This is a genomic window from Nocardia abscessus NBRC 100374, from assembly GCF_000308455.1.
In the GTDB taxonomy this organism is placed as follows: domain Bacteria; phylum Actinomycetota; class Actinomycetes; order Mycobacteriales; family Mycobacteriaceae; genus Nocardia; species Nocardia abscessus.
On the sequence record NZ_BAFP01000040.1, the window covers coordinates 48,742 to 68,055 of the forward strand.

Below are 19,314 nucleotides of genomic sequence, written 5' to 3' on the forward strand. Positions count from 1 at the left end.
CGAGAGTGGAGCCTTTATGACGCGTGATCTGCCCTTCGACGAGGACACCGAAGGGGCCGAGCGCGCAGGCGATACCGCCTACCGTGTGGCCACCGGCGTCGCGCGGGTCGCGCGGGCGGGCGCCTATGTCACCGGCGGTGCCCTGGTGGCCGCCAACGGCGGCGGCGTTCCCGCGCAGCCCGGCGAGTCCCGCCTCGACAGCCGGCAAACCGGCTGGGCGCACAGCACCGATCCCGATCCCGATCAGCCGAGCCCGGTCGTCACCTTCCCGGACCCGGTCGTCGAACCCGCGCCGTTCGCTTCGCACGGCTCGAATGTCCCGGTGGCGCATGGCAGCCCGGCGCCCGGCTCCCTCCCCGCGCCCGAGTTCACCATTCCGGGCACCCGTGTCGGGCCCGCCGGATCGCTGCCCCCGTTCGGCGAGGACTACAGCGGCACCGACGCCGGGTTCCCGCTGCCGACCTTGCCCGGTGGCGACGCGGGCGCCCACGGGATGCAGCTGCCCGGACACTCCGGAGGCGGTGTCCCCGGACTGGGCGGCATCCCCGGCACGGACGGCGGTTCCGGGACCGGACTGACCATTCCGGGGACCGACGGCAACGTCTCCAGCGGTTTATCGCTGCCCGGTACCCGGTCCGAGTCCTCGAACGAGTTCGACGCGCCCGGCGGCCACGGGTTCGGCCTGCCGGGTCACGGGCTCGGCCAAGCCGGGCACGGCTTCGGCCTGCCCGGGGCGAACGGCTTCGTCGCGCCCGGCTCCACCGTCTTCGACCTGCCCGGTAACAGTGGACTCGGTGCGGCGCCCACGGCGGGCGACCCGTTCGACGGCGTCGGCCAGGACGGCGATCTCGGGATGTTCGTCGGCACCCAGTGGTCGGTCGACTTCGGGATCGGCCCGAACGGGATCTACTTCACCTCCGAGATGAAGGTCGACGCCGCGGCCGGGGACGTCGGCGACCAGCTCGACCAGTACACCGACTGGCTGGCCGACGGCATCCACGTGCCGGACGGCACCGAGCGCGCGGGCACCGAGCCGCACGCGGCGGGGCCCGGCCATTCCGGTCTGCTCGGCGGGCTCACGTCACCGGGCACGTCCGGGACGCAGGCGTCCGGCGTGGCGCAGTCCTCGTCGGCGGGAGTCGCGCAGCCGCAGGCGGTGTCCGGCGTCGCGCAGCCGCTGGCCGCCTCGGCGCCGGTCGCGCCCGCCCCTGCTGCCGCGGTCGCGCCGGCCGCGTCGGTGGCCCCCGCCGCCCCGGCTCCCGCCGCCGCACCCGCGGCGGTCGCGGCCGCTCCGGTCGTCGCGGCCACCCCGTTGCAGACCACGATCCAGCCCGATGCCGCCTCGACCCCGATCGCGAACGTGCTCGCCGCGCCGGAGGGCGCGTCCGTGCTGACCGCTCCGGCGGCGGCCGTCCCCGCGCTGTTCGACGCGGTACGGCCGACGCCCGTGGTGAAGCCCGCGCCGGTGACCGACCCGCAGCCGTCCCACCCCACCCAGCCGTCCACGCCGACGGGGACCGCGCCGACGACGATCGTGAAGACCACGCCGACGCCGAGCGTTCCGGGCGACGTGACCATCCCCTCCGTGCCGAAGACGCCGGATCTCGACGTCACGAAGCTCCCGGGCGCCACCACGCTGCCGCACGGAGGCGTCACCACCGCGCCGGACGTGCCGACCACCAAGACCCCGGGCGCGACGGTCACCAAGCCCCCGGCGCCCACCCACGGCTCGACCACCCCGGACGACGACGTGACGACCCCGGGTGGCGTCACCGGCCGTCCCAGCACCGGCGGCACTTCGAACAGCACCTACCCGACCAACGACACCTACCCGACCGCCGACGTCCCGACGCACGACCTGCCGACCGACGACGTGCCGACCGTGAGCAGGCCGTCGCAGCCGACGTACTCCGCGCCGGACCAGCCGACCTACAGCGCCCCGGCGCACGCGCCCACCGTCGAGCCGCACACTCCGATGGCGCCGACCCCGGTCGCTCCCGTGCCCACCCAGGCGCCGATCAAGCCGCAAGTGATCGACCCGAAGCCGCAGGGGATCTCGGCGCCGCTGGCGGCCGACACCTCGGTGGTCGCCGAGCACACCTACGACCACTCCGCACTGACGCTGGTGTCCTACGGCGGTCTCTCCAGTGGGTTGCTGCCGGACTCGGCCATAGCGGATACGCACTACCAGGCGTCCGGTGTGTCGGACATCTCGCTGATGTAGCAGGGCTACAGGAGTCGGCGAGGACTGCGGAGCGTCCGCAGGGGGTACCAGAACAAGAGTCACCGAGAGTAAGGAGGAGGGTTGTCTGCCGCTGCCGGGCTGAAGGCTGCGACGGTGAAACATCCGGACGCGATGGCCCCGCTCATCCGAATACTCGACGAGCTGCGGGAGACGGCCCGATCCGCGGGACGCGACGACCTCGGCAGCCGACTGAGCATGGTCCGCGCCAGGGTGAGCGATCCCCGGGTGCGACTCGTGGTCGTCGGCCATCCGAAGAACGGCATGAGCACGCTGGTCAACAGCTTGGTCGGTGCCTCGGTCAGTGCGACGAACAGCGATCTGAGCGTCCCGGTGATCGTCGAGTACGGCCCAGAGCCGACCGCGACGCTGGTGCGGCAGACCGAATTCGGCCGCACCGAGCGCCAGTCGGTCGACCCGCTCGATCCCGGTCCGGCGCTGGCCACCCAGGGAGTCGTCCGCGCCGAGTTCACCCAGCCGAGTTCGCTGCTCGCCGACGGTGTCGTGGTCATGGACGCCCCCGGTGGGCTGGGTGACAATCGGACCACCTGGTCGATGATCGCCGCGGCCGACGCCGTGCTCTACGTCGGTGACGCGAGTGCCGAGCTGACCATGGAGCAGATCGCCGAGTTGCAGCGCATCCAGCAGATCTGTCCGACGGTGGTCTGTGTGCTGAACAAGATCGATGTGTATCCGCACTGGTCGCACACCCAGCAGCGCAATCGGGAACTGCTCGACACGGCGGGGCTCGGTTTCGCGGTGGCGCCGGTGTCCGCGGAATTGCACCGGCAGGCCGGGATGACCGGCGATTACCAGCGCGACATCGAGTCCGGCGTGCCGCAGCTGATCGATCACCTGCGCGACTACGTGGTCGCCCGCGCCGACGCGGTGGCGCAGGAAGCCGCCGTCCAGGACATCCGCCTGGTCTGCGACCACCTGGCGCTCACGCTGCGCACCGAGGCCGAGGCGCTGCGCGATCCGCGGCGCAGGGCCGAGATCACCGACCAGCTCGTGCGCGCCCGCGACGAGGCCGACCAGCTGCGCCAGCGCACCGCGAACTGGCAGGTCACCCTGGTCGACGGCGCGACGGAACTGATGGCCGACATCGAGCACGACCTGCGCCACCGGCTGCGCAGCCTGATCCGCGACGCCGAGGCAGAGATCGCCCAGACCGATCCGGCGCGCCGGTGGAAGGAATTCGGCGCCGATCTGGACGCGCGCATCTGCGAGGCGGTCGAGGAGAACTTCGCCGTGGCGCACTACCGCTCGATGGAGCTGTCCGAGCAGGTGGCCGCGAAGTTCCCGGCCGACAACCGGACCGCGCCGCTCCCGGACCTGCGCCTGAGCAATCCCGGTGAGGTGCTCGAAGCGGTGCAGCCGCTGGAGCCGTTGGAGAGCGCGAAGGCAGGGGTGACCCAGCAGTTCCTCACCGGTCTGCGCGGCTCCTACGGCGGCATCCTGATGGTCGGTCTGGCCACCAGCCTGCTGGGCATGTCGCTGGTGAACTGGTATTCGGCGGGCGCGGGCGTGCTGCTGGGCGTCAACGCGCTGTGGGACGACCGCAAGAACCGCAAGCTGCGCCGCCGCGCCGAGGCCAAGGTGGCGGTCGCCCGCCTGATGGACGACGTGATATTCCAGGTCGGCAAGGAGTCGCGCAACCGCTTGCGCGCCATGCAGCGGGTACTGCGCGACCACTTCACCGACATCGCGACCGAGGTCTCGCGCGGCGCGGACGACGCGCTGCGGTTGGCCGAGGAGAACTACGGGAAGTACGGCGACCGCGGGCCGGAGCGGATCGCCGACCTCGAGGCGCGGCTGGGCAAACTGCGGGTGCTGCGCGACGAGGCCGACGGGCTGGTCCCCGCGTAGGCCGATCGCCCGGTCAGACCGGATGGCCCTGCGGGGTGTGCGCGGGCTGGAACCGGCCCGCGTGCCGGGAATCCTCGGCGCGGATCACGTGGGTGACGGCGTTGATCAGCGCGAGGTGGGTGAACGCCTGGGGGAAGTTGCCCAGGTGGCGGCCGCTGCGCGGATCGATCTCCTCGGCGTACAACCGCAGCGGGCTCGCGAAGCCGAGCAGCCGTTCGCACAGGTGCCGGGCGCGCTGGATCTCACCGATCTCGACCAGCGCGGAGACCAGCCAGAACGAGCAGATGGTGAACGCGCCTTCCTCGCCGCTCAAACCGTCGTCGGTGGTCTCGGTCCGGTACCGCAGCACCAGGCCGTTCTCGGTGAGCCGGTCGGCGATGGCGAGCACGGTGGCGCGCACGCGGTTGTCCTCGGGCGGCAGGAAGCGGGTGAGCACCACCAGCAGCAGGGAGGCGTCCAGGGTGTCGCCGCCGTAGACCTGGGTGAAGACGCCTTCGGAGTTGACGCCGTTGGCCAGGACGTCGGCCTTGATCTCCTCCGCGATCGCGTACCACTCTCCGGCGTGCTCGTACTGGCCGTGCAGCTCGGCGAGTTTCGCGCCGCGGTCCAGCGCCACCCAGCACATCACCTTGGATGAGGTGAAGTGCTGCGGCTCGCCGCGCACCTCCCAGATGCCCCGGTCGGGCTCCTGCCAGTGCTCGATGGCGGCGTGCACTTGGCGGACCAGCAGCGGCCACAGCGTCTCCGGCACCTGCTGACGCGACTTCACGTGCAGGTACACCGCGTCGAGCATGGTGCCCCAGATGTCGTGCTGGGCCTGGTTGTAGGCGTTGTTGCCGATGCGCACCGGCCGGGAGTGGTCGTAGCCGCTGAGGTGGTCGAGGCTGAGTTCGTCGAGCTGCCGTTCACCGCCGATGCCGTAGAGCACCTGCAGCGGAACCGGGTCACCGTTCTCGCCGGTGGTCGCGTCGTTGAGGAACGCGAAGAAGTCGTCGGCCTCCCGGTCCAGGCCGAGTGTGTACAGGCCCCACAGCGCGAAACTGGAATCCCGCACCCAGGTGTAGCGGTAGTCCCAGTTGCGTTCCCCGCCAGGGGTTTCCGGCAGGGAGCTGGTCGCGGCCGCCATCAGCGCGCCGGTCGGCGCGTAGGTGAGGCCCTTGAGGGTGAGCGCGCTGCGCTGCAGGTAGTTGCGCCACGGGTGATCGGGGAACTTGCCGAGCGTGATCCATTGGCGCCAGCATTCGGTGGTCTGCCACATCTTGTTCGCGGCCTCCTCGAAGGTGCGCGGCGCGGGCAGCTCCGACCAGGTGAGCGCGACGAAGACCTCGTCGCCCTCCGTCATCCTGGTGCGGGCGCGGGCCTCCCGGCCCTCCAGGCCGAGGCGCAGATCCGTGGTGAGCACCAGCGTCGGGCCGGCGCTCGGATCGTCGCTGCGCACGGCGGTCGCCTCCTCGTACACCTTGCCGGTGTACTCCCAGCGGGCGGTGGCGCGGTGGAAGTCGAACGCGGGCTCACAGCTCACCTCGAGCTCCACGGTGCCGTTCACGCATTTCACCGTGCGCAGCAGCAGGTGCTCGGCATCCCAGTCCATCGGGGTGCGGCGGTGGGTCCTGCTGCGCTGATCGTTGTTGTGCCAGCGCCCGAGCACCAGCGCGTCGCGCACGATCAGCCAGCCGGTGCCGGTCTGCCAGGTGGTCTCCAGGATCATCCCGCCGGGCAGGTAGCGGCGGGCGGCGGGCACGTTGACGCCGTACGGTCCGACCCGGAAGTGCCCCGCGCTCCGGTCCAGGACGGCTCCGAAGACGCTCGGCGAATCCGGCCGCGGCACACACATCCACTCCACCGCGCCGTTGCTGGCGACCAGGCAGTTGGTCTCGCAGTCGGACAGGAATGCGTAGTCGTCGATCGGCGGGTAGGCGCCGTGACGGTGCGGTGCGGACAGGCTCGTCGGCTCGGACAAGCTCGTCGGCAGGCCGTCGGAGTCGTTCAGGGTGAGGTCATCGGAGGACGCCATACCCCATCTTCGGGCCGATGCGCGCCCGGCGTCCACCGCTCGGCACTTCGCGTCGGCCGCCGCGGCCGATGGCCCCGTGGAACCGGCCGCCGGACCCACTAGGCTGGAACCGTGCATCGCATCGCAGGATGGTGGGACGGCTTCGAGCTGTGGGTGGCGGGACTGCCGTTCATCCCGCAGTTCCTCGTCGTCCTCGTGGGCATGGTCCCGATCAGCTTCGCCATCGCCTACGGGCTCGATCGCGTGCTGCGTGCCGTGTTGCGCATGGTGGACCGCAGATACGGCGCCGATCCGGCGCCGGCGCGGCCCGTCCCGGTCGGCGCGCCGGCGGTGCTCGAGCCCGAGCAGGTCGCCGCGGCCCGCACCCCGGTGCAGAGCGGGGCGCACTGATGCCTCGTTCGCGGGTTCAGCTCGCCCTCGTCGCCCTGCTCGTGCTCATCGTCGTCGCCTGGTTGATCACCCGCTGAAGGTCAGCTCGCGCCGGTCCGCCAGTCGCCGAACCGCTTGCCGAGCTTCGCGACAGTGTGGCCGACCTCGTGTGCGACGGTGCTCGCCGCCGCTCCGACATCCCGGCCCAGCGTGCGCACGGTCCGGATGAGCGGGTCCTCCGACCGGTCGAAGTTCGCGCGGTAGGTGCGGGCTGCCGCTTGCATCTCGTCGGTGATCCTGGTGGCGCGATCCTGGTCACGCCGCGGGTAGTCGACCCCAGCACGCGGTCGTACTCGCCGCTCTGGATCCAGCGGCGCAGCTCGGCCGCGCGGATCCGCACACAGTCCTGGCGCAGCTGGTGCAGCGTGCGGAACTGCTGCTCGTCCACCCGGACCGCGGTGGCCAGATAGAGCAGCCGGTGCGCAGCACCACGTCGAACCCCGCCAGTGACCGCAAGGTAACCAGAGCGGTGCGGTCGGCGGGATGCTCCCAGGCGCGGGTACTGATGGCGGGGAACTCGGCGCGTATGCGGTCCGGACTACTGGTCGTGGGATGGAACCCCGCTCTTCCTGCGACTCTTCGATTCGAACTCCGTCGTCCGCTCTGCTAAAGTCTGCCCGTGTCTTCGAGCGCCGTCCCGCAGGTCCGCCATGAATTGGCGTTGATTGCTGTCGGTGACCTCGCAGTCGCGGACATCTACTGTCGCTGATCGGTAACAGAGCACGTCCGCGTCTCGTTTCCCAGTAGACTGGCGCGCTTCTCGCAGATGTGCTCTCCCTTCCCGGCGGCCCGTTGGGGCCGATAGTCGCGCCGCTGCCGTATCACTCGACCGGCAGGTCTGCTGAACCAAACAGATGGTCGCCGCCACCGATGTATTACCGGACAACTGGCGGTCCGCAAGAAAGGGTCCACCCCGATGGCTCGCAAATCTTGGCTCTCGCCGCGCCGACGCTACAGCGCCGTTGCCCTCGCGGCGGTCGCGCTGACCGCGTGCGGCGGCGGAGCCAGCGACACGGTCGGGGGAGACAATTCCGACGGCAGCGGCGGCACCCTCAACCTCTACGCCTACGCCGTGCCGAAGCCCGGCTTCGACAAGGTGATCCCCGAGTTCAACAAGACCGAGCAGGGCAAGGGCGTCCAGATCCAGCAGTCCTACGGCGCCTCGGGTGACCAGTCCCGCAAGGTGAAGGACGGCGCCGAGGCCGACGTCGTGAACTTCTCGGTCGAGCCGGACGTCACCCGCCTCGTGGACGCCGGCCTGGTGGACGCGAGCTGGAACGCCGACGCCACCAAGGGGATCCCGTTCGGCTCGGTGGTCGCGATCGTCGTGCGCAAGGGCAACCCCAAGGGCATCAAGGACTGGGACGACCTGCTGAAGCCGGGCATCGAGGTGGTCACCCCGAACCCGTTCAGCTCCGGTTCGGCCAAGTGGAACCTGCTCGCGCCGTACGCGGCCAAGAGCGACGGCGGCAAGAACCCGCAGGCGGGCCTGGACTACTTGAGCAAGCTGGTCTCCAACGAGCACGTGAAGGTGCAGCCGAAGTCCGGCCGCGAGGCGACCGAGACCTTCCTGCAGGGCACCGGTGACGTCCTGCTGAGCTACGAGAACGAGGCGATCTTCGCCGAGCGCAACGGCGATCCGATCGAGCACATCGTCCCGCCGGTCACGTTCAAGATCGAGAACCCGTTCGCGGTGCTGAAGAACAGCAAGAACCAGCAGAAGGCCGTCGCCTTCCGCGACTTCCTGTTCACCCCCGAAGGCCAGAAGGCCTGGGCCGACGCGGGCTTCCGCCCGGTGGACCCGAAGGTCGCCGCCGACTACGCCAACGACTTCCCGACCCCGCAGAAGCTGTGGACGATCGCCGACCTCGGCGGCTGGAAGACGGTGGACAAGGAGCTGTTCACCCCGAACACCGGCTCGGTAGCGGTGATCTATGACAACGCGACCAAGTGACCGGGTGACCCCCGTTACACCGGATACTGGACGACTGTGACGAACAGCAGTAGCGCCGGGACCGCGCAGGCGGACGGTCCCGGCGTCTCCGACGCCGCGCGCCAGGGCCGCCGCTGGAACTGGTCATGGCTGCGCGTGACCGGCTCGGTCGGCCCGCTGGGCATCGCCACCGCGGTGCTGTGGCTGAGCATCATCGTGTTGCTGCCGCTGGCGGCGCTGACCGTGACGAGCTTCGAGGACGGCTGGTCCGGCTTCGTCGACGCCGTCACCGCGCCCGCCGCACTGGACTCGCTGCGCATCACCGTGCTGGTCTCGGTGGTGGTGGCGGTGATCAACGTGGTGATGGGCACGCTGATCGCCTGGGTGCTGGTCCGCGACGAGTTCCCCGGCAAAAGCATCGTCAACGCGCTGATCGACCTGCCGTTCGCGCTGCCGACGATCGTGGCCAGCATCGTGCTGCTCTCGCTGTACGGGCCGCAGAGCCCGATCGACATCCACCTCAACGCGACCCAGCCGGGCCTGGTGGTGGCGCTGGCGTTCGTCACGTTGCCGTTCGTGGTGCGTTCGGTGCAGCCGGTGCTGATCGAGGCCGATCGCGAGGTCGAGCAGGCGGCGCTGTCGCTGGGCGCGAACAACTGGACCACCTTCCGCCGGATCGTGCTCCCCGCGCTGACGCCCGCGATCATCAGCGGCGGCGGCCTGGCCTTCGCCCGCGCGATCGGCGAATACGGTTCGGTGGTGCTGATCGGCGGCGCGATTCCGCGCAAGACCGAGATGGCCTCCCAGTACATCCAGAAGCAGATCGAGATCGACCGGCCGGTGAACGCGGCGGCCGTGTCGGTCGCGCTGCTGGCCATCTCGTTCGCGACGCTGCTGGTGCTGCGGCTGCTCGCCGAACGCAGCGCGCGCAAGGAACAGGCGGCTCGATGAATCTGTCTCCGTCGACCCGCATCTCGTTGCGGACGGTGGCGCTCGGCTACCTGTTCATACTGCTGGTCCTGCCGCTGGTCGTCATCCTGTGGCGCACCTTCGAGCGAGGCGTCGGCGCGTTCGTCGACTCGATCACCACGCCCGCGGCGATCTCGGCGTTCCAGCTGTCCATCCTGATCGTGGCGATCGTCGTACCGGTGAACGTGATCTTCGGCATCGTGACGGCGCTCGCTCTGGTCCGCGGAAAGTTCCCGGGGCGCACCCTGGTCCAGGGCATCGTCGACCTGCCGTTCGCGGTCTCGCCGGTGGTGGTCGGCGTCTCGCTGATCCTGCTCTGGGGCGTGGGCGGGTGGTTCGGCGGCTTGGAGGACTTGGGCTTCAAAGTCATCTTCAACCTGCCCGGCATGGTGATCGCCACCATCTTCGTCACGCTGCCGTTCGTGGTGCGTGAGGTCGAGCCGGTGCTGCACGAGATCGGCGACGACCAGGAGCAGGCCGCGGCCACTCTGGGCGCGTCCAAGTGGCAGACGTTCTGGCGGATCACGCTTCCCGCGATCCGGTGGGGCCTGACCTACGGCGTGGTGCTCACCGTGGCCCGCGCGCTCGGCGAGTTCGGCGCCGTGATCATGGTGTCCTCGGCGCTGCCCGGCAAGTCGCAGACGCTGACGCTGCTCGTGCACGGCCGCTACATCAACGACCACAACACCTTCGGCGCCTACTCCGCCGCGACCTTGCTGATGGGCATCGCCCTCGTCACCCTTCTGCTGATGACTCTCCTCGAACGTAAGCGGGGCGCAAAGTGATTACCGTGATCAACGCGAACAAGAACTACGGCACGTTCGCGGCCCTCGATGACGTCACCATCGACATTCCCTCCGGGGAGCTCACCGCGTTGCTCGGCCCCTCGGGCTCGGGCAAGTCGACGCTGCTACGTTCGATCGCCGGGCTGGAGTCGCTGGACTCCGGCGTGGTGACCATCGCGGGCCGCGATGTCACCCGGGTGCCGCCGCAGAAGCGCGACATCGGTTTCGTGTTCCAGCACTATGCGGCGTTCAAGCACATGACCGTGCGCGACAACGTGGCCTTCGGCCTGAAGATCCGCAAGCGCCCGAAGAACGAGATCAACAAGCGGGTCGACGAATTGCTCGGCATCGTGGGACTCGACGGCTTCCAGCACCGCTACCCGGCGCAACTCTCGGGCGGCCAGCGCCAGCGTATGGCGCTGGCCCGCGCGCTCGCCGTCGATCCGCAGGTGCTGCTGCTGGACGAACCGTTCGGCGCGCTGGACGCGAAGGTTCGCGCCGACCTGCGCACCTGGCTGCGCCGCCTGCACGAGGAGGTCCACGTGACCACCGTGCTGGTCACCCACGACCAGGAGGAAGCGCTCGACGTCGCCGACCGGATCGCGGTGATGAACAAGGGCCGCATCGAGCAGATCGGCACCCCGGAGGACGTGTACGACCGGCCCGCCAACGAGTTCGTCATGTCGTTCCTCGGCGCGGTGGCCCGGCTGAACGGACATCTGGTGCGGCCGCACGACATTCGCGTCGGCCGTGACCCCGGCATGGCGCGCGCAGAGCACGAGGGCACCGCGGAGTCCGCGGGGGTCACCAGGGCGACGGTCGAGCGCGTCGTCCATCTCGGTTTCGAGGTGCGCGTGGAGTTGCGCAACGCCGCGACCGGCGATCTGTTCGCCGCGCAGGTGACTCGTGGCGACGCGGAAGCACTGCGGCTTTCGGACGGGGAGACGGTCTACGTCCGTGCCACCCGGATTCCGGAACTGCCCACACACTGACGGTTCCGGGAGCCGGGCGCATCCACCGACCCGGAACACGATGTGGCGCTGAAAAGTAGCTGAGAACTCGGACATTTCGGTGCGGGGCATTCTTTCCTCGGGCTGCGTGGCGGTTGTCCGCAGGGAGGGAGAGGGGCGGGCGATAGGTCTGCCGTAGCGGCGCTCGATCCGAACCGAGCGGCAGGTGGAGGTGCCGTCCCCGCCGCCTTCCCGGCGGCCTGCCGCCTCGGCTAATTTCTCGCACCGCTCCGCCCGGACTCGTCAAGGGAAGTCTCCGCATGTGAGACGGATAGGGGGGCGAGATCCGGAGCGGAGGGCGGAAATCCGGCAAACTTCCACCGGGCACGGTCTATCCCCGCGTGTCGCAAGGAAATCCGACTGGACGGCATGTGTAGTGCCGGTGGGCCAGGTGAGGGCGTCGCAGATCGGGAAAGCGGCGCGGTCGCGGACAGGCGGCTTGCGGACAATCGGATGTCCGGGCTTGGCACGAAGATCGCGGAGTGGTTGCCTGGACGGCGTTCGAAGCAAATCGGCACGGCGATCGGGTGGATTGCGATGGCGGTTGGTCTCGGGTTGAGCATCGGTACGGTGAACACGGTTTCGGTTCTCGCGGAGGAAGGTTCGGCCAAGGCTCCGCCGGGGCGACGCAAAACGCAGCGCCCGCAGACCATCACGCGGCGCACGACACTGGCCTTCGACAGCACCGGCGTGGCCAAGGTGGGCATGATTCCACGGCACGGTCGAGCGGTCACCGAATTCGCCGACCTCACGCAGCGTTCCAGCACGTGGGCGCGGGTGGGCAATCGCGCGCTCGCACCGGCGGACCTCGTCGCCACGGTGGCCAAATGCCTGGTCGGCGAGGCGGTGCAGGATCGGCCTCCGGGCGCCGCCGGGCTCGGCATCGCGCTGACCTATCCGGCCCGCTACGCCGACGAGCAGGTGGACGCGTTGCGTGCGGCACTGGACGGGGTCGACCTCACGCAGGTCGCGCTGGTCGCCGAACCCGTCGCCGCGGCGGCCTGGCTGGAAGCCGACCGCGGTCCGCTGATGCCGGGCCTCGCGCTGGTCTACGATCTCGGCGGCGCCGGGCTGGACGTCACCTTGGTCCGCGTGGGCGCCGGGTGCCCGCACAACCCGATCGTCGGTGTATCGCTGCGGTCGACCGAATTCGGCGGCCGCGCGTTCGGTGCGTTGATCGCCGCGCATGCCGGCCCAGGTCTGACCTCGAACTCGGTCTCGGAGTCGGTCGCCGACGGCATCGCCGGTGAGCTGCGGGCCCGCCATGTCCGGGAGTCCATCGAACTCGTCTACCGCTGTCTGCGGGTCGCGGACGTGACCATGGCCGACGTCGACTGCGTCCTGGTGGTCGGCGGGGCGGCGCGACCGGCGGAGGTGGCCGAGGTGCTCGCCGCGGAACTGGCCAGGCCGGTGATCACCGCGTCGGACCCGGAGCGGACCACCGCCGACGGCGCGGCGATCATCGGCAGGCGGGCCGCGGCCGCGGCCGAAGCCGCGGCCGAACAGCGCCAGGCCAGGCGCCGCCGTGCCCGTCGTCGCGCCACCACGCGTGCCCTGATGCTGTCGCGCCGGACTCGGCGCAGGCTGGGCCGGGTGATGGTCGTCACGAGCACCTCGGCGGTCTTCGGTTTCGGGACCTCGATCTTGGCGGCCGGAGATGGGGTGCTGGTGAGTTAGGCACAGCGGGGCCGCGATGAAACAGGGCCGTCCGGCGGTGCGCGTGATGAGGGCGCGCATCGCCGGGCGGCCCTAGCAACTGTTGGGTTGACGTGACTCTCCGTTGGTGTAACTATGGGATACAGTTAAACGGTTCCATCGAGGAGAGGCAGTGACGACGATGTCCGCAGCCGTGACACCCGCAGTCGATCCCGATCTGGAGAAGGCGCAGGAGTACGCCGCGAAGCTGCTGCTGCTCTCCGAGGGATCGGTCAACAAGCATTTCGACCCGTTCGATGACATCGACTGGGATAACCCCGACTTCGCCGCCGACGCGGGTGAAGAGCGCTGGATCCTGCCGGTGTCCGCCGACACCGTGGCCCGCCACCCCTGGTACCAGGCGCTGTCCGACGAACAGAAGATCGCGGTCGGCAAGTACCGGCAGGCGAACATCGCGAAGGTCGGCCTGCAGTTCGAGTCGATCCTGATCAGCGGCATGGTCATCCACAATTTCGGCCTGCCGAACGGTTCGCCGGAGTTCCGGTACTGCTCCCACGAGATGATCGAGGAGCACAACCACACCCTGATGTTCCAGGAGATGGTCAACCGCATCGGGCTGGACGTGCCCGGCATGGGCCCGCTGGTCAGCAAGTTCAAGTACTTGGGCGCGCCCGTGGCGGCCTGGTTCCCGAACCTGTTCTTCATGGCCGTGCTGGCCGGCGAGGAACCGATCGACCACATCCAGAAGCAGATTCTGCGCTCGGGCGACGACGTGCACCCGATCATGCGCGGCGTGATGGCCATCCACGTCGCCGAAGAGGCCAGGCACATCTCCTTCGCGCACGAGTTCCTGAAGAACCGTGTGCCGCATGCGAAGCCCGCGCAGAAATTCATCCTCTCGCTGGCCATGCCGATCGTCATGTGGATCCTCGGTCGCGCCATCGTCACCCCGCCGCGCTCGTTCTTCACCGAGTTCGACATCCCGGAGAAGGTCCGCAAGGAGCTGTTCTACGGCTCGAAGGAGGCCAAGCAGGTCTTCAGCGACTACTTCTGCGACGTGCGCGCCCTGGCCAAGGACATCGGGCTGATGAACCCGGTCGCCAAGGCGGTCTGGAAGGCGCTCGGGATCGACGGTCCCAGCACCCGGTACCGGTCGGAGCCGCTGCGCGCCGCGAGCAAGGTCGCCTGAGCCGGTATGCCGTACGTCGTCACCCAGTCCTGTTGCAGCGACGCGTCCTGCGTGTACGCCTGCCCGGTCAACTGCATCCATCCCACGCCCGACGAACCGGATTTCCGGACGGCGGAGATGCTGTACGTCGACCCGAAGGCGTGCGTGGACTGCGGCGCCTGCGCCACCGCGTGCCCGGTCGACGCCATCGTGTCATCGAAGAAGCTGACCGCTGAGCAGAAGCCGTTCATCGAGATCAACGCCGATTTCTACCGGCAGACCCGGCCGCGCCCGCTGCTGGCGCGCCCGGTGCCCGCGGCGCGGATCGATACCGAGGGCGCGCCGCTGCGGGTGGCGATCGTGGGGTCGGGGCCGTCGGCGATGTACGCCGCCGACGAACTGCTGACCCAGCCGGAGGTATCGGTGACCGTGTTCGACCGGCTGCCGGTGCCCTACGGGCTGGCCAGGCACGGCGTCGCGCCGGACCACGACAAGACCCGCAAGGTCGGCGAGCTGTTCGACGTCATCTCGGCGCAGCCGGGTTTCGGTTCGTATCTGAACGTCGACATCGGCGCGCACATCTCGCACGCCGAACTGCTCGACCACTTCCACGCGGTGATCTACGCGGTCGGCGCGTCCTCCGATCGCAAGCTGGGCATCCCGGGTGAGGATCTGGCGGGCACCGTGTCGGCCACCGACTTCGTCGCCTGGTACAACGGGCATCCCGATTACGCCGACCGCGCCTTCGATCTGTCCGCCCGCCGCGCCGTGATCGTCGGCAACGGCAATGTCGCGCTCGACGTCGCACGCGTGCTGACCAGCGACCCGCAGACGCTGGCGGGCACCGACATCGCGCCGTACGCGCTGCGTGCGCTGCGGGAGAGCAAGATCGAGGAAGTGGTCGTGCTCGGCCGGCGTGGCCCGCTCGAATCCGCCTTCACGGTGCCGGAATTCGTCGGCCTGCTGGGCTGCGATGTGGACATCGTGGTGGAGGGCGAGCTGCCCGAACGCGGCCCGGATCTGCCCTTCCACGTCGAACAGAAGCTGGGGCTGCTGCACAGCGTGCGCTCGCGGCCGGTCGGGGAGCGCAAGCGCATCGTCTTCCGCTATCTGTCCGCGCCCACCGAGATCCTCGGGACCGATCGGGTGACCGGCATCGAGGTCGGCCGCAACGAGCTGGTCACCGATCCGGACGGTCGCGTTCGAGCCGTCCCGACCGGCCAGACCGAGCGGCTGGAGGCGGGCCTGGTGCTCACCTCGGTCGGCTATCGCGGCGTCGCGCTGCCGGGTCTGCCGTTCGACGAGCAGGCCGCGGTGATCCCGAACGTGGACGGCCGGGTGGTCCTGGAGCGCGCGGGCGGCCCGGTGGTCACCGGCACCTATGTGACCGGCTGGATCAAACGCGGGCCGACCGGCTTCATCGGCACCAACAAGTCCTGTGCGCAGGAGACGGTGCGGCAGCTGGCCGCGGACTTCAACGCGGGCCGCCTGCCCGAACCCGCAGGTACCGCCGCGGAGTTCGATCGGCTGGTGCGGCTGCGGCAGCCCGCGGTGCGTGCCGGTGGAGCGGCGGCGGCGCGCCCCGGCCGAGTTCGCCGCTTACTGGCCCGCGCCTGACGAACCCCGCCTCGGGATACTTCGGTCGCACCGGTATCCCGAGGCGGTCCCACGTTCCGGAGTTCAGCGCGCGGTGAAACCGCCGTCGATGGCCAGGGCGGCGCCGGTGACGAAACTCGCTTCGCCGCTGAGCAAGTAGGCGCAGAACGAGGCGATTTCCTCCGGCGCGGCGATGCGGCCCACCGGGTGCAGCGCCGCGATGGCGGCCTCGCCTTCGGGCGTCGCGCCCATCGAGTTCCGGAACGCGGGCGTGTCGACCGCTCCCGACACCAGCGCGTTGACCCGTACGCCCTGGTCGGCGGCCTCGAGCGCCACGGCCCGGGTCAAGCCGACGACTCCGTGTTTGGCGGCCACGTACGGCGCCACCGAACCCATCCCGACCACACCGAGATTCGACGCGTTGTTCAGGATCGCGCCGCCGCCGGAAGCCGCCAGCGCCGGAACCTGATGCCGGAGGCCGTAGAACACGCTGGTGAGGTTGAGCTCCAGGTCGGCGCGCCAGCCCGCCTCATCGATCTGCGTGACCGGGCCGAACGCGTGCACGGCGCCCGCGTTGTTGAATGCCGCGTCCAGGCGACCGAATTCGGACACCGCGGCGTCGGTCAGCCGGGCCACATCTTGCTCCACCGTGACATCGGTCGGCACGAACAGCGCACGGCCACCGGCCGCGCGGATGTCCGCGACCATCTGCTCGCCCGCGTCCTTGCCCCGTGCGCCGAGCACGACCGCGGCGCCTTCACTCGCGACCCGCATCGCCACCGCTTTGCCCACACCCGAGGTCGCACCGGTGATCAGTACGACCTGCTCGGCGAATCGTGTTGCCATCGTCCGCATTCCCTTTCGTTCGCGCGATCTCACCTCCGTGGTGGGATCCGCTGTCGAGTCAAGCCGGGCGCAAGCGGCGATGCTGGCGCGAATCGGACGTCTAGTTGATGTGTCATTAATACGCGGCAGGGCTTCCTTCCGCGCCAACGGGCGACTATGGCGAAGAGCTAGTTACCGACCGGTTGGTGTCTGTCACGAGGTGTGTTTACTCGGGGATAAACAGTCTATGGGTCGGATTGTCGAGGGATAACGAGATCGCTGTAAGGTAGCGGAATTGAAGGGCGCTCAGCACGTTTGGCGATGTCGAGCGTACTGGACAGTTGAATTGACACGTATTCACCTGGTAATTCGGGCGATCGTGGCGTCCGATCGAACTCTTCGTATCAATTGCGCATCCGTGTGGACGCGAAACAGCTAACCTGTGGTGGCTGTTTGGAAGACGACCGCGGCCACCGGAAGGTCCGTGTGATGGACGTGGTCACGGTGCGTTGACGGGATAGCGAATGACTACAGGTCTGGGTTTCAGCATCGGTGCAGTGAACTCCGTGACGGCTTCGGTCAGTGCGGAACGACCACGCCCGGCGGTGCGGTCTCGGCGCACCGCGGTGACCTTCGACAGCGCGGGCGGACTACGCCTCGGCGGGATTCCGCAATTCAGCATGGCGGTCACGGATTTCGCGGACCTGGGCCGGGATCCGGACACGGTGACCGTCGGCGGCCGCATCTGGTCGCCGGCCAATCTCGTCGCGGCGGTGGTCAACGAGCTGCGAGCGGTCGAGCCGGAGGCGTCCCAGGCGGGCGTCGTGGCCACCTACCCGGCAATGTATTCCGACAAGCAGGTCGCGTTGCTGCGCCAGGCGCTCGACCTATCCGGGGGCGGCGACGTGCTCCTGGTACCCGAACCCGTCGCCGCCGCGGAATGGCTGGAGCACGAGCACGGCCCGCTGCGGACCGGCTTCGTGCTGATCTACGACCTCGGCGGCACCAGCCTCGACGTGAGCATCGTGCGCGTCGGTCCCGACTGGGACAACCATCCGATGATCGGGAAGCCGGTGCGCTCCTACGACTTCGGCGGCAGGCCGCTGGGGTCGATGATCGCTCGGTACGCTCCCGACGTGTCTGCCGCGTCCGCGGGACTGTCGATGACGTCGATCGTCGACATCGACGGGTTGCGCGTCACCCATATACAGGACTCGCTCCAACTGGTCCGCGACTGCGTGCGTGCGGCGGACATCACCCTGTCCGATATCGGGTGCATCCTGCTGGTGGGCGGCGCATCGCGTCCCGCCGAAGTGGCACGCGCTCTCGCCGAACTCGGTCGGCCCGTCGTGATCTCGTCGGACCCCGGCCAGACCGTCGCCGCCGGGGCCGCTCTCATGGCGGCGCGCACCATGGCGCTCGGCGCGTCGGGCGAACACGCCGTGGCGCCCCGCGTCGCGGTGTTCTCCAGTGCGGCAGTCGTCTCCGCGGTCGCGATGTCGGCGGTGACCGTGTTCGGCGGCCCCACCGTGCCGGAGCTGTCGCCGATGCTCGAGCGCCTCCCGGACCTCGCGGCGCCGAGCGACAGCCTGCTGGTCGACGTCGGAAGCGAGCGTCTCGCCGACGCGTGGTCCTGGATGTCGGCGCCGACCACACGGAACTCGGGCCGGGCATTGCCCGCGTTCCTCTCGCAACGGACCTCCGCCTACACCCGATTCATCACACCGGCTCCGCGTAGCGCCGGTTACGGTCCTTCGATGGCCGAGTCGCAGCTCGGCTCGCACCCGCGAAACTGCTGCGCCCCGCGCGGATCGCGCCACGGGGGGTATGGCGATCCCGCCTACTTCGTGAACCCACTACCGTTCGGCCCGGTCGTGCGCCCCGCACCCGGAGACATCGCGCAGCCGCCCGGTCCAGGTCTGCCGCCGACTCCCGGTCTGCCGCTGCCCGAGCAGGGGACCGGATTGCCCGCGCAGCCGCCCGCACCGGGCCAGATACCCGCTCCCGGCGCCGGGACGCCGCCGGTGGGGATGCCGGGCTCGACCGTCCCCGCACCGCAGAACGGTTCGACGCCCGCGGAGACCGGCCCGGGTTCCGGTGGGACTGCGCCGGGGGACTCGGCGGGCGGTCCGTCGAGCGGGACGTCCGGCTCGCCGGGTGCCGGTGCGGCATCGGGTGAGCATGGCGGCACCTCCGGCACGAGTTCGTCAGGCGATTCCTCTGCTGGAGGTACCGGGGGATCGTCGTCGGGAGACGGCGCGGGAACCTCCTCCAGCGGAACGTCGTCCGGTGGAAGCTCCAGCGGTGGGAGCGCATCGACCGGTGGTTCTACGAGTGATTCTTCCGCGAATGGATCGTCCGATGGCTCGGCCGGTGGGTCCCCTGGTGGGTCGTCGTCGGGTGGCAATTCGTCGTCGCATGGTTCGTCGTCGGGTGGTTCGGGTGGTAACTCGTCGTCGCATGGTTCGTCGTCGGGTGGTTCGGGTGGTAACCCCTCGTCGCACGGTTCGTCGGGTGGTTCTGCTGGCAACGCCTCGTCGCACGGTTCGCCGGGTGGTTCGGGTAGCAACCCCTCATCGCATGGTTCGTCCTCGGGTGGTTCGGCCGGTAATTCGTCGTCGGGTGGCTCGTCCTCGACCGGTGGCTCCGCATCCAGCGGGCGCGCGGGCGGCGCGTCGTCGTCGGGTGGGAACTCCTCGGGCGCTTCGTCGTCCAGCGGTTCGCGGGGCCGGTCCGGCTCGGTCGGGGGCTCGTCGGCGGGCGGATCGTCCGCGGGTGGCGCCGGAGGCGGAGGCCGCGGGCGGTAGCGGCCGACGGT

General features: G+C 69.7%; 15 protein-coding genes. 12 read left to right on the forward strand and 3 right to left on the reverse strand.

Annotated features, from left to right (window positions below; translation table 11 throughout):
- Positions 1-16 precede the first annotated feature (16 nt).
- Positions 17-2,224 carry a hypothetical protein gene (locus ON19_RS08360; RefSeq protein ID WP_043688716.1) on the forward strand — a complete coding sequence of 736 codons (2,208 nt, stop codon included), beginning with the start codon at positions 17-19 and terminating at the stop codon, positions 2,222-2,224.
- 81 nt (positions 2,225-2,305) lie between these two features.
- Positions 2,306-4,111, forward strand: coding sequence for a dynamin family protein (locus ON19_RS08365; RefSeq protein ID WP_043688717.1), 1,806 nt, complete (start codon positions 2,306-2,308; stop codon positions 4,109-4,111).
- A 13-nt stretch (positions 4,112-4,124) separates the two neighbouring features.
- On the opposite strand, the gene ON19_RS08370 is transcribed toward ON19_RS08365, so the two are convergent.
- Complete coding sequence (locus ON19_RS08370; RefSeq protein ID WP_043688718.1) at positions 4,125-6,125, reverse strand: glycoside hydrolase family 15 protein; 2,001 nt, start codon at positions 6,123-6,125, stop codon at positions 4,125-4,127.
- Between the two features lie 111 nt (positions 6,126-6,236).
- Between ON19_RS08370 and ON19_RS08375 the strand changes: the two genes are divergently transcribed.
- Entirely contained in the window at positions 6,237-6,515 is a 279-nt protein-coding gene (locus ON19_RS08375; RefSeq protein WP_043688719.1) for a hypothetical protein, read from the forward strand.
- A gap of 80 nt (positions 6,516-6,595) precedes the next feature.
- On the opposite strand, the gene ON19_RS44945 is transcribed toward ON19_RS08375, so the two are convergent.
- Positions 6,596-6,778 (reverse strand): hypothetical protein, encoded by a 183-nt coding sequence (locus ON19_RS44945; RefSeq protein ID WP_043688720.1) that lies wholly within the window; start codon positions 6,776-6,778, stop codon positions 6,596-6,598.
- 395 nt (positions 6,779-7,173) lie between these two features.
- On the opposite strand from ON19_RS44945, the gene ON19_RS44635 reads away from it, so the two are divergent.
- From ON19_RS44635 to ON19_RS08415, 8 genes are all read left to right on the forward strand, one after another.
- Positions 7,174-7,263, forward strand: coding sequence for an Ms4533A family Cys-rich leader peptide (locus ON19_RS44635; RefSeq protein ID WP_312038717.1), 90 nt, complete (start codon positions 7,174-7,176; stop codon positions 7,261-7,263).
- Between the two features lie 207 nt (positions 7,264-7,470).
- Positions 7,471-8,508, forward strand: coding sequence for a sulfate ABC transporter substrate-binding protein (locus ON19_RS08385; protein WP_043688721.1), 1,038 nt, complete (start codon positions 7,471-7,473; stop codon positions 8,506-8,508).
- A 36-nt stretch (positions 8,509-8,544) separates the two neighbouring features.
- Positions 8,545-9,438: a sulfate ABC transporter permease subunit CysT gene (gene cysT, locus ON19_RS08390; RefSeq protein WP_372478622.1), complete on the forward strand. Its 894-nt coding sequence runs from the start codon at positions 8,545-8,547 to the stop codon at positions 9,436-9,438.
- Positions 9,435-10,241, forward strand: coding sequence for a sulfate ABC transporter permease subunit CysW (gene cysW / locus ON19_RS08395; RefSeq protein ID WP_043688722.1), 807 nt, complete (start codon positions 9,435-9,437; stop codon positions 10,239-10,241). Before cysT ends, cysW begins: the two co-directional genes overlap by 4 nt.
- On the forward strand, positions 10,238-11,233 hold the full coding sequence (locus ON19_RS08400) for a sulfate/molybdate ABC transporter ATP-binding protein (RefSeq protein ID WP_043688723.1): 996 nt from the start codon (positions 10,238-10,240) through the stop codon (positions 11,231-11,233). Before cysW ends, ON19_RS08400 begins: the two co-directional genes overlap by 4 nt.
- Positions 11,234-11,821: 588 nt before the next feature.
- Positions 11,822-12,928: an Hsp70 family protein gene (locus ON19_RS08405; RefSeq protein ID WP_227954417.1), complete on the forward strand. Its 1,107-nt coding sequence runs from the start codon at positions 11,822-11,824 to the stop codon at positions 12,926-12,928.
- A 160-nt stretch (positions 12,929-13,088) separates the two neighbouring features.
- Positions 13,089-14,096, forward strand: coding sequence for an AurF N-oxygenase family protein (locus ON19_RS08410; protein ID WP_051168651.1), 1,008 nt, complete (start codon positions 13,089-13,091; stop codon positions 14,094-14,096).
- 6 nt (positions 14,097-14,102) lie between these two features.
- Positions 14,103-15,692, forward strand: a complete 1,590-nt coding sequence (locus tag ON19_RS08415) for an FAD-dependent oxidoreductase (protein WP_043688724.1) — start codon at positions 14,103-14,105, stop codon at positions 15,690-15,692.
- A 63-nt stretch (positions 15,693-15,755) separates the two neighbouring features.
- Here ON19_RS08415 and ON19_RS08420 read toward each other — a convergent pair whose 3' ends face one another.
- On the reverse strand, positions 15,756-16,517 hold the full coding sequence (locus tag ON19_RS08420) for an SDR family NAD(P)-dependent oxidoreductase (RefSeq protein WP_043688849.1): 762 nt from the start codon (positions 16,515-16,517) through the stop codon (positions 15,756-15,758).
- A 536-nt stretch (positions 16,518-17,053) separates the two neighbouring features.
- Between ON19_RS08420 and ON19_RS41315 the strand changes: the two genes are divergently transcribed.
- Positions 17,054-19,303: an Hsp70 family protein gene (locus ON19_RS41315; RefSeq protein ID WP_051168652.1), complete on the forward strand. Its 2,250-nt coding sequence runs from the start codon at positions 17,054-17,056 to the stop codon at positions 19,301-19,303.
- Positions 19,304-19,314: the final 11 nt, after the last annotated feature.